We start from the raw sequence: 16697 nt of genomic DNA, 5'->3' as shown, positions 1-16697 counted from the left end.
TGAGAGTAAGTCATCGCCAGCTCATTATTCCCGAAAACACCCCCACTCAATGAGTGGGGGTGTTTTTTTATGGGGAAAATAAATAAAGTTAAAGTCATCGCACAGGTTTATACAGATTCATATTATTAAGACTTTATATTTAATGAGGATAAAGAATAAACGTATATATGAATGGGGGAATGACAGCTTAAATATTTGACTTAAAAAAATCGCCACTTGGGCGATTTTTTATTTTAACTCTATCTTTAATTGAATATTTGAATCAGGGCCGAATATAACACCCAAAGAATAATAACAGCGATAAAAGGCTGCAAAATTTCGGCCCATCTTGGGGTCGCAATAGTTTGGCTGGTTTCCTGCACAGGATGTAAATTTACTTCCGTATGGCTTTGTTGTTGAATAACCATTTGGTTGAACTCCTTCATGGTGGAATCTAGTGATAGCTCTGCTTGCAGAATAGGCTTAGAGCCAATCAATTCGGATAATCCATTGGTCGACCAGACCCAATCTGCTGTTTGACCTGAAAGATGCTCAATTTGTCCCAATAGCAATTCACCTAGCCCATTTAGCTTAAGATTGCCGGTATCATTTAGTTGCTTAAGTTCTGCTAATTGCAGCTGCAAAACCTCTGTGATGCTGTGCTCTAATTCAGCTTTAGGCAATGTCGATTGATTTTTTGCAGAAGTGGTTAAATGCCGAGAAATTTCTTGGATAAACAACTCATCAGGTGAGCATATCTCTTGATATACTTTACTTTCGTGCGAGCGCCACAGGGTAATTAACTTACCCAATACCAGCGCATTAATTTCTAATACGTGCTCTTTACGTTGTTCTGGTGGATAGGATTGAAGAAGCTCAGGCTTCTGAGTGTTAATTTGCTCAACAAAATATTGTACTAAATCAAAAGCCATCAACTACTCCATATTTTTAATCTAATAACCGCAGGCTCGGTTTTTTCTTCGTGGGTTCAGTTTTTGCTGAAGTTTCAGCTGATTTTAAAGTATCTTCAGGTGTTTTTATATCTGCATATTCACTAGGATCAAAAAATAAGCCTTGACCATTCTCGCGTGCATAGATACCGACTATAGCATTTAAAGGCACATAGATATCGCGTGAAACGCCGCCAAAGCGCGCCGAGAAGGTAATGGTGTCATTGCCCATATTAAACTGGTGCACAGCGTGTGGTGCAATATTTAGAACGATTTGTCCATCTTGAATAAACTGTTCTGGAACCATAGTATTGGGTTGAGTGGCATCGACCAATAAGTGTGGCGTAAGATTGTTATCACAGATCCATTCATAGATTGCGCGGGCAAGATATGGGCGGGTCGCAGTAAGATTTAGTTCCTGTTCGGACATTGAAAAGTACTCTATTGATCTAGTAAAGTTTCACGATATCTGTTTTTTTCCTGCATGGTCATGGATTTAACAAAAGCAGGACGAGAAAATATACGTTGGCAATATAACAAAATAGGACGGCAATGTTTTTTAGGTAGCTCAATTCCCATAATGTTTAACCGTAAAAAAATTGGCGCTAACATGCAATCTAAAATTGTAAAATTTTCTGACATAAAATACGGAAAATGTTGGAATAGGGGAGTGAGTGAAATTAAGATGTCACTCAATTGTTTTTGTGCTGCGGCTTTGTCTTTTTTATTTAAGCTGTCTGGATGTTTGAGCATGGTGTCGGCCAGTTTGAGCCAATCTTGTTCAAAACGCCAAATATATTGACGCTGCTCTGAACGTGGCATGGGCGCATCTGCATACAGTTTATTTTGACGATAACGGTCGTCGATATATTCAGAAATGATGGCCGTATTGAATAGTTTAAGTTCATTTTCAATCAACATGGGAACTTGATTGTATGGATTTAGGCTGGCCAGATCCTCATCATCTTCATCGACAATAATCAGATGATATTTAATTTGCTTTTCAGCAAGGACATAGCGAATCCAATGTGAACGAAAATCATCTGCATGGCTATACAGGGTAATTCCTTGAACAGGTGCGGTTTCGACTGACATAATCCCAAACAAAGCAAAATGAATAGACTAGGATACTAAAGATCAGAACTAAAATCACGAAGCAGTTTGAGGAATTACAGAAATGGTCGATTTAAGGCTGTGGCAAATGCTGAGTTTGGGGTGTGGGACGCTATTTTGGGTGGCCATGGGTGTTTGGATTTTAAAAGGAATGGCCTATGGGGATGCGTGTTTTGAGGTCGATGAAAATGATCCGCTCTTAAAGACATACCATCGTTATTTTTTGCTGACGGGAATATCGGGTGCTATCTGTTTGTTGGTCAGTATCAGTATTTTTATTTATCGAATAATAATTAAGCTGTAATTAAAAATTAGCAATAAAAAAGCCTTGGATAAACCAAGGCTTTTTGTCCGATTCGGTAAACGAATTAACGTTTAGAGAACTGAGGACGTTTACGTGCTTTACGTAAACCAAGTTTCTTACGTTCAACTTCACGAGCATCACGAGTTACGAAACCAGCTTGACGAAGAGCAGGTTTAACAGATTCGTCAGCAGCGATTAACGCACGGGTAATACCGTGACGAATAGCGCCGGCTTGACCACTAATACCACCACCAGCAACAGTGATGTAAAGGTCAAATTTTTCAGTAGCTTCTAAAAGCTCTAAAGGTTGACGAACGATCATACGAGCAGTTTCACGACCGAAATATTGCTCAATGCTATGATTGTTAATTACGAGTTTGCCTGTACCAGCTGATAGGAAAACACGTGCAGTTGCGGTCTTACGGCGACCTGTACCATAGTTAGTAGCCATGTGCGTTATCCCTTAGATGTCCAAAACTTGTGGCTGTTGAGCAGTATGAGGATGCTCAGAACCAGCGTACACTTTCATTTTTTTGATCATTGCATAACCAAGAGGGCCTTTTGGTAACATACCTTTTACAGCTTTTTCTAAAACTGATTCAGGTTTGTGAGCAATTAACTTCTCGAAGTTAGTCTCACGGATACCACCAGGGAAACCAGTATGGCGATAATATTTCTTATCCTGAGCTTTTTTACCAGTTACAGTAATTTGTTCAGCATTGATAATAACGATGTAATCGCCAGTGTCAACGTGCGGAGTATAAGAAGTTTTATGCTTACCGCGTAAACGACGAGCGATTTCAGTCGCAAGACGACCTAAAGTTTTGCCAGAAGCATCAACAACATACCAGTCATGTTGAACTTCAGCTGGCTTAGCGCTGAGAGTTTTCATTAAACCACTACCTATTATAGTTGGTTTGGACTATGGAATCTGTCCAAACAAAAGGAGACGCGATTCTAAACGAATACGTAAAGAAGCACAAATGAAACTATAAAATTTCAAGTGCTGCATTTTATGCGATTTAAACACAAATGAAAAGCTTTTTAGCCGCTTATCACGGCTTTAACTGCGTGATTGTGCAAAACCAGACGCTGGGAAAAAATAAACCTCGAATTTCACTGCAAAAGCTACTTTAATGGCCTAAATGATCAAAATTCTTGGCACGGTTTTCTATGGCATTTCTGCTGATGGAAGCTTTATTTTATTTTGAATAGTGGCTGTAATGGATTGAGATGATCCAGAGCTGAGCGATACTTGATGTACAGTTTCGGTTGAATTGAAAATGAACAATTAAAGTCGGTGTATAATAGCGGTACTGCGATGTTGAAGAGTGGATTATGCTTCCTTTATATGTGACGAGTGGTGAACCTGCGGGTATTGGTCCTGATATTTGCTTAAGTTTGGCTGCTCGTATTGATGAGCGTCCCATTGTGGTGTTGGCCGATATGGAGATGTTAAAAAAGCGTGTTGAAATTCTTAATCAAAACATTACGCTGATTGAATATCAAGGACAGGTGGAGTCTTCACTTCAAGGCCAGTTGTATGTAGAACATGTGCCATTAAATGCTGAGGTTGTTTTGGGTGAGTTGAATGCGCAAAATTCAGCCTACGTACTCGAACAATTGCGTCGTTCTGCTGATTATGCGATGCGGGCTAAAAGTGTAGGTGTCGCGACGGCTCCTGTACACAAAGCCATAATTAATGATGCCGGCATTCCTTTTAGTGGTCACACCGAATATTATCAAGAGTTTGCGGGTGTCGAGCGTGTGGTGATGATGTTGGCCACCAAAACGCTACGTGTGGCTTTGGTCACCACCCATTTGGCACTGCGTGATGTACCCGATGCCATTACTGCGCAGCGTCTGCATCAAGTGATCGATATTTTATTACATGATTTAAAAACCAAATTTAAAATTGCGCAGCCACATATCTTGGTCTGTGGTCTAAATCCGCATGCCGGTGAAGATGGTTATTTGGGACGAGAAGAAATTGAGGTGATTAATCCGGTGCTAGAGCGTTACCGTGCACAAGGGCTTCGGTTAAGTTTAAGCTTACCTGCAGACACATTATTTACTCCCGATCACTTAAAAGATGCCGATGCGGTTTTGGCCATGTATCACGATCAAGGTTTACCTGTGTTAAAATCGCAAGGATTTGGTGAAGCGATCAACATTACTTTAGGCTTGCCGTTTATTCGTACTTCTGTCGATCATGGCACAGCACTCTCCCTTGCCGGTACCGGACTTGCGAAAAGTTCAAGTTTACAAGTCGCTGTTGATTTAGCCTTAGATTTAGCCCGTCACTGATTTTTTAGTCAGATATCTCACTTATTACGTCACATTGGAATGGTTTTATGTATCAAATTAATGCCCTCAATCCCAAAGAAGAAGGGCATCAGGCTCGTAAACGATTTGGCCAGAACTTTTTACATGATCAACGTGTGATTGCTAAAATTGTGCGCTCGGTCAATCCGCGTCCGGGTGAAAATATCGTTGAAATTGGCCCCGGACTTGCAGCGTTAACCTCACCTTTAATTGGCGAGTGTGATGCATTAACCGTGATCGAGCTGGATCGTGATTTGGCTGCTGGCCTACCGGGCCGCGTTCCGTATCCTGAGCGCTTAACGATTATCGAAGCCGATGCTTTGAAATATGACTATACCGAATTATTTCAAGACGAGCGTCCATTACGTGTAGTGGGTAATCTGCCCTATAATATTTCAACCCCATTACTTTTTCACCTGATACAGTTTGGTGCGAAAGTAAAAGATATGCATTTTATGCTGCAAAAAGAAGTGGTTGACCGTATTACGGCATCTCCAAACAGCAAAGAATATGGCCGTTTATCGGTGATGATTCAGTATTACTGTAAGCCTACGTTCTTATTTGAAGTGCCACCGGGTTCATTTAATCCACCGCCTAAAGTGACTTCAGCGGTATTTCGTTTAGAGCCGTATGCAGTTAAACCAATTATTGCCAACAATGAAAAAGCCTTGGCACGTTTGGTTTCTCATGTCTTTACGCAGCGTCGTAAAACTTTGCGTAATAGCTTAAAAGGAATGTTGGCTGAAGATGCGTTTGAGAAAGTGGGTATTGATCCAATGGCACGCCCAGAAACGCTGAGCATGGCGCAATTTGTAGCTTTATCGGATCAAGTGGTGAACTAAAATGGTAAGTCGTGATATTCGATACAACTATGTGATTGGTGATGTACAAGGCTGTTTTGAAGCGCTGAAAGCATTACTGAAAAAAATTCAATTTGATGCAGATCAAGACTTTATTTGGTTTGCTGGCGATTTGGTGGCACGCGGTGAAAATTCGCTGGGTGCGCTACGTTTCGTGAAGAAGTTGGTTGATCATGGGGTGGCTGCCACCGTATTGGGGAATCATGACTTGACGCTTTTGGCCTGTGCACGCGGGTTAAAAGAACTCAAAGATAAAGACCGTACCGCAGATATTATTGATGCGATTGATAGTGATGATTTAATAGATTGGTTGCGTAAACGACCATTATGTTTATTTCCTCATCCGCAGATTGTATTGACCCATGCCGGTATTCCCACTATTTGGTCAGCAGCTGAAGCGGCGGAGTTGGCAAAAGAAGTTGAAGCGGTTCTTGGTCATGACGACTTTAGCGTGATGGACAGTTTTTTGGCGGACATGTATGGTCAACAGCCAGACCTGTGGTCAGATGATTTACAAGACAATGCGCGTTTGCGCTGTATCACCAATTATTTAACCCGTATGCGTTTAACCGATGCAACAGGAAAAATGGAGTTTAGTTTTAAGGATTCTTTGGATGAGCCGATGCCGGAAGGCTTTAAGCCATGGTTTGAGTTTGAATCCAAAGCAACTCAGACGCACCAATTGATTTTTGGTCATTGGGCGGCATTGCAGGGTAAAACCATTAATGCAAAAATTCAAAATGTCGATGGTGGCTGTGTTTGGGGGCATCAATTACTGGCGTATCGTTTAGAAGATCAAGTGATGTTTAAGGTCGATAATCCTGTCATGTCATTTAAGTGACATCTTTAGCATAGGATTCAATAAAAAAGCCACTTTATGGTGGCTTTTTTATTTTGGATCAAAGCTTAATTTAGTCTAAGCGTAACCAAGTTTGACTACGTCCTAAGCTTGAAACACCCATATAGGCTCTCAATGTTAGGCGTTTACCGGTTGAATTCAGTTTGATTTTGGTGTCGTACACTTTCCCAACCAAAGGATCAATAATTCGACCTTTCTCGTAGTTATTGGTACCCGGCACATGTTTTAAGCCTTTAATCAAATCCATACCCAAAATTGGCTGATTGGTGTATGGCGCAGGACAGTTGTTACATGTTTCGCGTGGAGAATAACCTGGACGAGGCGTCACCTTAACAATCTTTCCTGTAAAGGTGTCATTGGCTTCTTTACGAATCTCAATAATGGCTTTCGGAGAACCGGTTTTGTCATCAATTTGCTGCCAAGTTCCAGAAAGGTCTTGCGCAAAAAGATTTCCACTTAAAACTAAGCCAGCCAATGTGACAAGAAAAATTTGCTTTTTCATATCAGTTCCTTCGAGTGTGAAGAGTGATTTTTAATCCTTAAGAACATATTATGAGCGTTTAGGAATTAGTCAATCTATTGTGGCACAGAAAAAAGGTAGAATAATATGACCCAATCTCGATAATTTCAGAGCAAAAAAGTCATAAGGCTGAGATTTGAATATCTTTATTCTTCTTTAATCCAAGTTTGACTGCGCCCAAGAACTGAAATTCCCACATAACCCCTTAAAGTTAGACGCTTACCATTGGTGCTTAACTTGGCTTTGCCGCTATAAATTTTTCCACTTAAAGGGTCAAGTACTTTGGCATCCACAAAGTTATTTTCACTCTCATGTTTTAATCCGGTGAGCACATCTAGCCCGAGAATCGGTTTATTGGTGTAGGGTGGTGGGCAGTTTACACAAATCTCTTTTGGGGTATACCCTGGACGTGGAGTGATCTTGACAATTTTTGCAGTATAAGTGCCGTTGTTTTCTTGACGAATTTCTAGAATTGCTTTGGATGAACCGGTTTTATCATCAATATTTCTCCACATCCCTGTAATATTGTTTGCAAATGTAAGACTGGTGAGTGAAGACAAAACTAATGCGACTATAAATTTAACCTTTACCATTCGAAATATCCTTTTCGAGACTTTTATCATTCTCATCCATCTTATGTTTATTTTTTATACTAAACAACCATTTGTTTATGAATATTTAGTCACATCTTTTGCAAATAGAGTATAAAAGTTGGCAGCCAAATGGCTGTAAAAACTGCATTTACGGCCATACCAAAAGCCGCATAACGTCCAGCGACACTACCGCGTTGCCATGCTTGTGCAGTGCCAATTGCATGTGCAGCGAGGCCCAGTGCTAAGCCCGAGGCTCTTTCATCATTAATGTGGCGTAAGATAAATGGCGAGAATGCCGCGCCAATAACACCAGACAAAATGACAATAAGAATCACCAAAGTGACCGGTGCATGTAAGAGTGCTGCAATATTAATGGCAATGGGTGTGGTCACAGCCCGTGTGGCAAAGGCCATAATGCTGGCATCTGACATATGTAATAAATAGGCCAATCCCATGGGGAGCGCCACCGCGCTGATACTGGCAAAGACTAAAATGCCACCCATCACTTTAAGTGGTAAATCATCATAACGCATAGCTGCCAACGGAATGGCCAAAGCCACAGTGACATAACCCAACAAATGCGTAAAAACCGGATTGACCTGCGTCATATAGCTTTCATAAGGAATACCCAAAACGGCGAGTAAACCAATAATTAAAAACATCCCAATGACAATAATCGGCAGTTGAGGCAGCTTTTTATTGATTGGTTTCGCCAGTAAATAAGCAATTAAGGTTAAGGTGAAACCATAGAGTACCGCTAACATATTATTTCCCTTATAACCAACGCTTGGCCATTTTTGCATATACCCATAATGGAATAAGCGTGCTAAGGCACATGACGATTAGAAAAACAGGGATTTCTTTTCCCATATGTACCAACATGACCAACGAGCCGGCACTAATCGGCAAAAAGGCAAAAGCACTTTCTTTCATTATTTTATTATTGGTATCAACCAAACGCGCAGGAAGTTTGTGTAGATTTCGCCACAGCAATAGCAGCAGCAATAGCCCAATTAAACCGACTAAGTTGCCCAGTTCAGGATAATGAAATTGTGTCATTAACCACACTGCTCCCTCACGGAAGCAGATGATTAATGCCAGTGTACCTAGCCATGCTGGCCAGTCGATGCTTTTGATTCGGTGCATTTTTACCAAACTTTAAAATTCTACCCATCTGTTTTACCTGATTTAGCTTTTGATTTCAAATTCCTCAAGCGGTCTTTTAAACTGTGAGGCTTTTGATCCTAAAATTTCATCAATCGGTAAATGGGCTTGTTTGATCAGTTGTTCCAGCTTATTTGGCGCAATAATAATATGCAAATTTAGATTGCCTGCATCGTCATAGTGTTCAGTTTGAATCACATTCAGCGCATACAATTGCGTGCGTAATTTTCCATATTCTGGTTTTAACACCAACTCAAAACTTTGTAATTGCCCCATCAAGCATTCCTGTACCGCTTGACGTAAGAAATTTAAGCCTTGTTTAGAGTGTGCAGAAACATAGACGCGATCGGGGAGGTGCGGCGCAGCATACACAATTTTGGCCTCCTCCATACTGATATCAATTTTGTTATACACCCGAAGCACCGGCACATTGGCGCCAATTTCTTTTAATACCGCTTCAACCGCTTCAATTTGTTCCAGCATATCTGGACTACTTGAATCGATGACATGCAGCAATAAGTTGGCTTCTAAGGTTTCCTCAAGGGTCGCTTTAAAAGATTCCACCAATGCGTGCGGTAAATTGCGTACAAAACCAACAGTATCAGCCAGCACCAACGCGCCAATGCCATCCCAATTTAAGCGTCGTAAAGTCGGGTCTAAGGTGGCAAAGAGTTGATCTGCCGCATAGACGTCACTATTGGCTAAAATATTAAACAAGCTTGATTTTCCCGCGTTGGTATAACCCACCAAGGAAATGGTGGGCACGGAGGCTTTTTGTCGTGCTGCGCGGCCTTGTAAGCGAGTTTGGCGAACCTTTTCCAATTGATCTTGCAACTGCCCCATACGAATACGCAATAAACGACGGTCAGTTTCGAGTTGTGATTCACCCGGTCCACGTAAGCCAATACCACCTTTTTGTCGTTCAAGATGCGTCCAACCGCGTACCAGACGTGAAGATAAATGCTTTAACTGTGCCAGTTCGACCTGTAACTTACCTTCATGGGTGCGTGCACGTTGTGCGAAAATATCTAAGATTAAGCCGGTGCGATCTACTACGCGGCATTGAAATATTCTTTCTAAATTTCGTTCTTGGGCAGGAGAGAGCGAATGATCAAAAACCACCAAATCGACTTCTTCTGCTTTAACCAGTTCAGCAATTTCTTCTGCTTTACCTGAGCCAATAAAAAGTTTTGGATCCGGTTTAATACGTTGAGCAGTGATGTGTTGCAGAATTTCCGCACCGGCTGAGTCCGCCAATAAACGAAATTCTTCGGCATCAAGGTCATCTAACATTTGTACCGACACGCTAACCAATATCGCCCGTTCACCACCTTGATGTCGCTCAAAATATTCCACTAATTGCTATCTCTACTACACGGAAAACTTTATTTTAGTAGAAAATTCGCCAAGATAGTAAAAAATAGCAAAAACTTGCCGATGCATCGTAACAAAACATTGAATTGGAGGATAATTCAACAATTAATTAAGGTAAATTGTTTTTTAATTTTAGGTAAACTGCTGATTTTATTTTAGATTCAGGTTAAGGGTAAAGCTTTATTAATCAATGAGAGCATTGGGTAGGATTTATGTTTTGGCTTAAAAAAAACCATCAATACACAGAAATATTGCTGTCAAAATCACGCGCTCTGTATTGTATCGTCAATGCAAGATCAAAATGAACAGTATAGAATGACAGCACATCAATGCTTCAACGCCGTGTTTGCTAACCAGTGACCCATCTATGAGCCAATCTTCTGTAACTGAACTTTCTTCACTCCATAGTCTGTCTAAATTTTTCTTATACAGTAAAAAGTCATTGGCTGTTTTGGCGGTCATTGCACAAGGATTTTATTTGGTCTTTCGTTATGGCTTATATAAAGAGCCGAATAATCCCTGTAACACGCGTTATGTGCAATATTTTTGCCGTCAATTGTGTAAAGTCTTTAACTTAGAGGTTGAAGTGCATGGTGAGATTGCCAAGCAGCCGGCGCTGTGGGTCAGCAATCATATTTCGTGGTTAGATATTGCGGTGTTGGGTTCAGGCGCACGGGTTTTCTTTTTGGCCAAAGCCGAAATTGAAAAATGGCCATTATTGGGTAAATTGGCCAAAGGTGGTGGCACCTTATTTATTAAACGCGGTTCGGGTGATTCAGTCAGAATTCGTGAACAAATCACCGATTTTTTAAAGCAAGATATTCCGGTATTATTTTTCCCCGAAGCGACCACCTCTGATGGTTCTCGAATTAAAAAAATTTACGGTCGTATTCTTGGTGCGGCCATTGAGGCGCAGCGTCCAGTACAAATTTGCTTGATTTGCTATGTTAACCAAGCCGGTGAGCTGGATATGGTGGCTCCTTACTTTGGTGAGATGAGCCTGATTGAGCACGTTAAAAAAGTATTGGCCATGCCAAAAGTGACTGCACATTTATTGCTTTTACCCGCTATTGCGGTAGAAGGACATAGTATGGAAAGCCTGACCGATGAAGTCCGTCAACAAATGATTCAACGGCTTGCACAGCTACAGCAAAAAGTACTCAAAAGAAGTGCTTAGTGCTTTAAGGTAAGGCTTTTTACATAAAGCCTTCAATAGGCAACCACGAAATGATTTTTACACCGGCTCTTTGCCACCATTTCATCTTGGGTTCATTTTGATAGGTTTTTACACTGCCATCATGGCGTTGAATTTTCCAGTTAATCGATTGGTTGGCATCTAATAGCAATTTATAGGCATATTTAGATAAGTTCTGATTCATGGTTTGATGCACGGCATTGGCCAATTTTGGACTATCCAGCAACACCCCAATTTCAGTATTTAAATAAGCAGAACGGGGATCGAAATTAAACGAGCCAATAAAGACTTGTTTTTCATCAATGGTCATCAGTTTGGCATGTAAGCTAGAGCGACTTAGACCTTTTAAACTGACTTTGGCTTTTTCAGCAATTTCCTCGGTATAAGTATTTAAATTTTGCGCTTCTGGTGCGGATAAAAACTCATATAATTCGACATCATGCTTTAACAAATCCTTGCGATATTTACCATAAAAGGCATGCACCAAAGAGACATCATTGGCAGAAAAAGAGTTGGTCAGCACGCGCACGCGAATATCTCTTTCCGCCAATTCACCCAGCATTTTTGCACCTTTTTTCTCTGGTACAAAATAAGCTGAAATAATATCGACACTGTGTTCGGGTTTTTCTAAATGTTTTAATAACTGAAAATTCAAATGCTGTTCTTTTTTTGCTTTGGCTCTAATTTTATTCGGAGAGTCGCTGACAATTTCAGCTTTAACCCAATCCAGCTGAATACTGTGGTTTAACCACTCTTCAAAAGCGTGAGAGCGATTGGCCAAGTCCAGATAATTTTGTACGGTACTGATTTGATAGTGGCTATCGAGTTGTTGTTTTAGACTGTCAAAACGCAAGCTGTAGTGCTTAGGATTGACAATTTTTTGCACATCAAAAGCATAGTCATCATTCCAATAATCATCGAAAGAATGTACGATTTCATCGGCTGCTGAACCCACCAACATCACATCCACATCAGAAAATTGATAGTTTTCACTGACGTTATAATATTGATTACTCATATTGCGACCGCCAATCAAGGCAATTTGATTGTCGGCAATAAAGCTCTTATTGTGCATACGACGGTTAATACGTTTTAAATCCAGCACCATATCCATGGCGCGGTAATGTCGAAAACGGTACGGGTTATACAGTTTAACTTCAATATTGACATGTTGATCCAGCGCCAGATAAATGCCTTCCATTTTTTTGGCATTGTTGTCATCAATCAACAAGCGCACCTTTACCCCACGATCGGCAGCTTGAATAATAGAGTGCAGCGCCAGCGAGCCAATTTTGTCATTGTCCCAAATGTAATACTGTAAATCTAAGGTCTTTTCAGCTCGATCAATCAGATGGATACGCGCTGCAAATGCTTCTAGTGGGTCATATAAAAGGTGATAACCGGTTAAATTGGGGTATTGCGCTCTGAGCGGTAACACAATCTGCGCCAGCGAACTGTGTTTGGTTTCGGTTGCAAAAGCGTATTCAACCACCGGAGCTGATTGTTTAGGCAAAGTGGAGCAGGCAGGCAGGACTGAAATCAAGCTACAGCCCAACAGTACTGCGGCTGTATAAGACGAAGTACGGCGCAACTGAGCAGCAGCTAAGGGGGAAATTTGATCGGGAAATTGCGCCATAGATTATAAACAATACCAAAATTTGGTTTGAGTATAAGTGCCAGCTGTGAAAAGATAAATACAAGAATAGATGAATGATGTCATCTCATCGTTATCGCCAGAGAAGTTATTATGTGGGACACGCACAGCGTCATTTTTTATTTTTACCTCAGTTTTGCCTTGATTGCACTGTGGGGAGTGGCACAAGCGTGGCACAGTCAAACACGTACCGAAACCATTCATCCGTTTAAATCTTTTGTTCATTTATTGGCATTTTATTTATCTTATTTACTTTTTCCTTTATTTTTCTTTAGCTTATATTCTGGTTGGAGCAGTCACTATTCTAGCCAGCAAAGCATTTTTATTTTCTTACTCAGTTGTGTGCTGATTTATGCACGCTTTATTGAACCGCATTTTGTACGCGTGCAGCATCAACAGTATTCGTTAAATCCTGAGCAAAAAATGCAGCGTCCGGTTAAAATCGCCTTAATTGCCGATTTACACATTGGACTATTTTCTGGACATGAGCGTCAGCTGAAAACCATTGTGAAGAAAATTAACCAACAACAACCCGATTTGGTGATGGTGGCGGGGGATTGGACCTATGAGCCAGAAAATAAATTGGCACAAGAATTAGAAACACTGAAACAGATAGAAGCGCCTGTATATTCAGTCAATGGCAATCACGATGAACAATATCCCGGGCCGCCCATTCAGCAATTGTTAAGACATGCGCTTAGTGTCAATAATGTGATTGATATTGAAGGTCAGATTGTTGAATTTGATGAGTTTCGTTTATTGGGAGTGGGTGATTTATGGGCCGGCAAAACCGATATGCGTTATTTGCCTGATTTACCTCAAGATAAACCGTGGATTATTTTATCGCACAACCCTGATACCGTCGATATGGTGCCGAAATTGCCGACACGTCCGTTAATGCTATCGGGACATACGCACGGTGGACAGGTCGAGTTGCCTTGGTTGACCAATTATATTATGAAAAAAGTCTCGATCTTGGGACATAAAAAAGGCATGTATAACCATGAAAATGCTGATGTCTTTGTTACAGTTGGCACAGGGATGGTGGGTGTACCGTTTCGCTTTTTTGTTCCGCCCACTATTGATATTATTGAATTGATTTAATGTTGCAGGCAGCCTATTGCGATTCAATGGATGCTGCCTGAGTATTTAAGCCTCATATTTAAAGCACAATCACATATTTTTATGATAAGAAATTTGCATCAATTACAATAAAATACAGGAGAGCCTATGTCTTTTTCACAAGAAGTCGGTCAATTTTTTGCCTTATCGCTCAGTCAATCCGCGCAGCTAGAACAGGCACTCAGCGCCTTACAGCAGCATCTTCACCACCGCAAACAAAATTTTTCCAGCACATCAGAGCAAAGTGAGCAGGAGTATCAGCATTTTGTACAGGTCATTGCTGCATTTGGTCTAACAGCAGAGCAGATTCCCAGCTTGATGGAACATTTATATGCCATGCCTGAATTTCGGGTATTAGTTAAACAGCTTATTGATTGTTTTTATCAAGCCGGTGGAGACCGCGAACAGTTTAATGAGCTGTATCAACAAATTTTGATGGATGAGCAGATCTAAAAATCACCAATAATCAATTAAAAAAACCAGCGTCATGACGCTGGTTTTTTTAGATTTGAGTACAACTAAATTTGATTATTAACATCGTCATTTTTAGTTTCACGCAGTGCTAGAAAAGCCAACATGGATAAAATCGAGGCTGCGGTTAAGTAATATCCTACAGCATACAGTCCATAACTGGTGGCAAGCTTCGTGGCAATCAGCGGGGCAAAAGACGCACCAAAAATACCGGCTAAGTTAAAGGTTAAGGCAGAGCCAGTATAGCGCACCGAAATGGGGAAAATCTCTGACAGCACTGTACCGATAGGGCCGTAGGTTAAGCCCATAATGGCCAAACCAGTACATAAAAATAAGAACACCACTGGCGTGCTGCCTGATTCCAGCATACGAGAAAAAACCAAACCAAATAAAGCCGCAGCGATACACACCGCAACAGAGGTGCTACGTCGTCCAAATTTTTCTGCCAAAATGGCTGAAATAGGAATAAATGTGGCAAAAGATAACGTGGCAAATAACTGTAACTGTAAGAATTCGGCGCGTGAATAGCCCAATTGAGTGGTGCCCCAATTTAAGGCAAACACCGTGGTTAAGTAAAACACCACAAAAGTACAAATAGCAGCAATGGTGCCTAAAATGAGGGTGCGCCAGTGCTTGGTCATGACTTCTGTAAAGGGAATATTGACTTCTTTTTGTTTGTCTAATACTTTCTGAAAAGCCGGTGTTTCATGCAGCTGTAACCGAATCCATAAGCCGACAATCACCAATAAGGCACTGGCAATAAACGGAATACGCCAGCCCCATTGCATAAAGTCCGCTTCTGACATTAACGCACCCAACAGTAAAAACGATCCTGTGGCCAAGATAAAGCCAATAGGCGCGCCCAGTTGCGGGAACATGCCGTACCACGCGCGTTTACCCTCTGGGGCATTTTCCGTAGCCAACAGTACTGCACCGCTCCATTCACCGCCTAAGCCCAGTCCTTGCCCTAAACGGCACAGTGCCAACAGTAATGGTGCAGCAATCCCAATGTGTTCGTAGGTGGGCAATAGACCAATCGATACGGTCGAGATACCCATGGTCATTAGCGCGGCAACCAAAGTGGCTTTACGCCCAATACGGTCACCTAAGTGGCCAAAGATGGCTGCACCAATAGGACGGGCAATAAAGGCCAAAGCAAAAGTGGCCAAGGATTGAATGGTCGCCGTGGTGGGGTCCGTGCTGGCGGGAAAAAACAAATGCGGGAAGATCAGTACCGCGGCGGTGGCATAAATATAAAAATCGAAAAACTCGATTGTGGTACCGACCAAACTTGCACTGAGCACGCGGAATTTTGAATTTTTGGCTGCCACTGCAGCATGAGAATTTGATGACGCCATAATAACCTTACACTTCGTAAAAATAAAAAATTAGTTTTAAAAGGGTAATCTTTTTAAAAAAGGCGTAATTTCTTAAAAAAACAACGAAAAACGGACTCAATTCATTCAGGGTCACTGAAGTGAAATGAAACAGTTAGATCACGTAAAGATAGATGGCAAAGAAGTGTAATCCCGCCCCCAACAATACAAAGATATGCCAGATCGCATGACTGTATCTTACCTTTTTTAAGGCATAAAACAATGCACCGACGGTATAAGCTAAGCCACCTAAAATAAGATAAGTTAAGGCTTCCGTACTTAGAAATTGGCGCATATCGTCCATTACCAGCAGCGCCAGCCAACCCATCAACAAATAAGCCATCAGTGAGATTTTTTGAAAACGATGAATAAACACCAATTTAAATAACGTCCCGATTGCTGCAATGAGCCACAGTGCAATCAGCAGGTAATGCGCTTTGGTGGTGGGAAGGGCAATCGATAAAAACGGGGTATAGGTGCCGGCAATTAAATAATAAATAGCGGTATGATCGAGTTTTTTATACCAAGCGCGTTTTTCATAGTCAGTGGCAAAATGATAAATTGCCGAGCTTGAGAACAGCAGAATTAAACTTAAAGCATAAACTGATAAGCCAAAAAACTGGCCGACGGGCAAATAATGACCTTTGATTAACATAAAAATACTGGCGATCACGGCCAAGATGGCACCCAGCGCATGACTTAAGGCATTGATCTGTTCTTCACGGTGCGGATAATCGGAGACGTGCGCAGCAGTCATGGTGAGGCTCAATGATTAAAAATACACTCGTATAGTAATGAAATTTTACCTTTAAAGTAAGACGTTTTAAACTGTAGGTCT

20 protein-coding genes are annotated in these 16697 nt (G+C 41.2%); 7 read left to right on the top strand and 13 right to left on the bottom strand.

Annotation, left to right across the window (positions count from 1 at the left end; translation table 11 throughout):
• Positions 1-245 precede the first annotated feature (245 nt).
• The 3 genes from SE27_RS11680 to SE27_RS11670 are packed head-to-tail and all read right to left on the bottom strand — an operon-like array spanning position 246 to position 2024.
• Positions 246-911: a hypothetical protein gene (locus SE27_RS11680; protein ID WP_039623595.1), complete on the bottom strand. Its 666-nt coding sequence runs from the start codon at positions 909-911 to the stop codon at positions 246-248.
• Positions 912-927: 16 nt separating this feature from the next.
• The gene (locus tag SE27_RS11675; protein WP_039623594.1) at positions 928-1359 is read right to left on the bottom strand and encodes a ClpXP protease specificity-enhancing factor; all 432 of its coding nucleotides are present in this window, start codon (positions 1357-1359) and stop codon (positions 928-930) included.
• Between the two features lie 11 nt (positions 1360-1370).
• Entirely contained in the window at positions 1371-2024 is a 654-nt protein-coding gene (locus SE27_RS11670; protein ID WP_039623593.1) for a glutathione S-transferase N-terminal domain-containing protein, read from the bottom strand.
• 82 nt (positions 2025-2106) lie between these two features.
• Here SE27_RS11670 and SE27_RS11665 point away from each other — a divergent pair, with 82 nt between their 5' ends.
• On the top strand, positions 2107-2346 hold the full coding sequence (locus tag SE27_RS11665; protein ID WP_039623592.1) for a hypothetical protein: 240 nt from the start codon (positions 2107-2109) through the stop codon (positions 2344-2346).
• A 64-nt stretch (positions 2347-2410) separates the two neighbouring features.
• Here SE27_RS11665 and rpsI read toward each other — a convergent pair whose 3' ends face one another.
• Both rpsI and rplM read right to left on the bottom strand, forming a co-directional pair.
• Positions 2411-2797: a 30S ribosomal protein S9 gene (gene rpsI, locus SE27_RS11660; RefSeq protein ID WP_039623591.1), complete on the bottom strand. Its 387-nt coding sequence runs from the start codon at positions 2795-2797 to the stop codon at positions 2411-2413.
• Between the two features lie 12 nt (positions 2798-2809).
• Positions 2810-3238: a 50S ribosomal protein L13 gene (gene rplM / locus SE27_RS11655; protein WP_039623590.1), complete on the bottom strand. Its 429-nt coding sequence runs from the start codon at positions 3236-3238 to the stop codon at positions 2810-2812.
• Between the two features lie 446 nt (positions 3239-3684).
• Here rplM and pdxA point away from each other — a divergent pair, with 446 nt between their 5' ends.
• Genes pdxA through SE27_RS11640 form a run of 3 tightly spaced genes read left to right on the top strand, consistent with a single transcriptional unit; the run spans position 3685 to position 6372 of the window.
• Positions 3685-4653: a 4-hydroxythreonine-4-phosphate dehydrogenase PdxA gene (gene pdxA / locus SE27_RS11650; protein WP_039623589.1), complete on the top strand. Its 969-nt coding sequence runs from the start codon at positions 3685-3687 to the stop codon at positions 4651-4653.
• A gap of 47 nt (positions 4654-4700) precedes the next feature.
• On the top strand, positions 4701-5513 hold the full coding sequence (gene rsmA, locus SE27_RS11645; protein WP_039623588.1) for a 16S rRNA (adenine(1518)-N(6)/adenine(1519)-N(6))-dimethyltransferase RsmA: 813 nt from the start codon (positions 4701-4703) through the stop codon (positions 5511-5513).
• Position 5514: 1 nt separating this feature from the next.
• Positions 5515-6372 (top strand): symmetrical bis(5'-nucleosyl)-tetraphosphatase, encoded by an 858-nt coding sequence (locus tag SE27_RS11640; protein WP_039623587.1) that lies wholly within the window; start codon positions 5515-5517, stop codon positions 6370-6372.
• Positions 6373-6442: 70 nt separating this feature from the next.
• Here the strand turns inward: SE27_RS11640 and SE27_RS11635 are convergent, their stop codons facing one another.
• The 5 genes from SE27_RS11635 to hflX all read right to left on the bottom strand — a co-directional run bounded on the left by SE27_RS11635 (position 6443) and on the right by hflX (position 10023).
• Entirely contained in the window at positions 6443-6892 is a 450-nt protein-coding gene (locus tag SE27_RS11635) for a DUF2147 domain-containing protein (protein WP_039623586.1), read from the bottom strand.
• Positions 6893-7056: 164 nt separating this feature from the next.
• Positions 7057-7503, bottom strand: a complete 447-nt coding sequence (locus tag SE27_RS11630) for a DUF2147 domain-containing protein (RefSeq protein WP_039623585.1) — start codon at positions 7501-7503, stop codon at positions 7057-7059.
• 89 nt (positions 7504-7592) lie between these two features.
• Positions 7593-8267: an LrgB family protein gene (locus tag SE27_RS11625; RefSeq protein ID WP_039623584.1), complete on the bottom strand. Its 675-nt coding sequence runs from the start codon at positions 8265-8267 to the stop codon at positions 7593-7595.
• Positions 8268-8277: 10 nt separating this feature from the next.
• A complete protein-coding gene (locus tag SE27_RS11620) occupies positions 8278-8649 on the bottom strand; it encodes a hypothetical protein (protein ID WP_039623583.1) in 372 nt (123 codons plus the stop codon).
• Between the two features lie 42 nt (positions 8650-8691).
• Positions 8692-10023, bottom strand: coding sequence for a ribosome rescue GTPase HflX (hflX, locus tag SE27_RS11615; RefSeq protein ID WP_039623582.1), 1332 nt, complete (start codon positions 10021-10023; stop codon positions 8692-8694).
• A 385-nt stretch (positions 10024-10408) separates the two neighbouring features.
• Between hflX and SE27_RS11610 the strand changes: the two genes are divergently transcribed.
• Positions 10409-11218 (top strand): lysophospholipid acyltransferase family protein, encoded by an 810-nt coding sequence (locus SE27_RS11610; RefSeq protein ID WP_039623581.1) that lies wholly within the window; start codon positions 10409-10411, stop codon positions 11216-11218.
• Positions 11219-11237: 19 nt separating this feature from the next.
• Here SE27_RS11610 and SE27_RS11605 read toward each other — a convergent pair whose 3' ends face one another.
• Entirely contained in the window at positions 11238-12872 is a 1635-nt protein-coding gene (locus tag SE27_RS11605; RefSeq protein WP_039623580.1) for a phospholipase D family protein, read from the bottom strand.
• Positions 12873-12983: 111 nt separating this feature from the next.
• Between SE27_RS11605 and SE27_RS11600 the strand changes: the two genes are divergently transcribed.
• Together SE27_RS11600 and SE27_RS11595 are read left to right on the top strand one after the other, a co-directional pair.
• A complete protein-coding gene (locus tag SE27_RS11600) occupies positions 12984-13994 on the top strand; it encodes a metallophosphoesterase (RefSeq protein WP_039623579.1) in 1011 nt (336 codons plus the stop codon).
• A 126-nt stretch (positions 13995-14120) separates the two neighbouring features.
• Complete coding sequence (locus SE27_RS11595; RefSeq protein ID WP_039623578.1) at positions 14121-14465, top strand: hypothetical protein; 345 nt, start codon at positions 14121-14123, stop codon at positions 14463-14465.
• Between the two features lie 65 nt (positions 14466-14530).
• Here SE27_RS11595 and SE27_RS11590 read toward each other — a convergent pair whose 3' ends face one another.
• Together SE27_RS11590 and trhA are read right to left on the bottom strand one after the other, a co-directional pair.
• Positions 14531-15841 carry an MFS transporter gene (locus tag SE27_RS11590; RefSeq protein ID WP_039623576.1) on the bottom strand — a complete coding sequence of 437 codons (1311 nt, stop codon included), beginning with the start codon at positions 15839-15841 and terminating at the stop codon, positions 14531-14533.
• A gap of 133 nt (positions 15842-15974) precedes the next feature.
• Positions 15975-16616 (bottom strand): PAQR family membrane homeostasis protein TrhA, encoded by a 642-nt coding sequence (trhA, locus tag SE27_RS11585; protein WP_039623574.1) that lies wholly within the window; start codon positions 16614-16616, stop codon positions 15975-15977.
• Positions 16617-16697: the final 81 nt, after the last annotated feature.

Origin of the sequence: Acinetobacter harbinensis, from assembly GCF_000816495.1 — a bacterium.
GTDB classification, from domain to species: domain Bacteria; phylum Pseudomonadota; class Gammaproteobacteria; order Pseudomonadales; family Moraxellaceae; genus Acinetobacter; species Acinetobacter harbinensis.
Note: the sequence above shows the minus strand (reverse complement) of the source record. Positions and strands in the feature narration are given on the sequence as shown.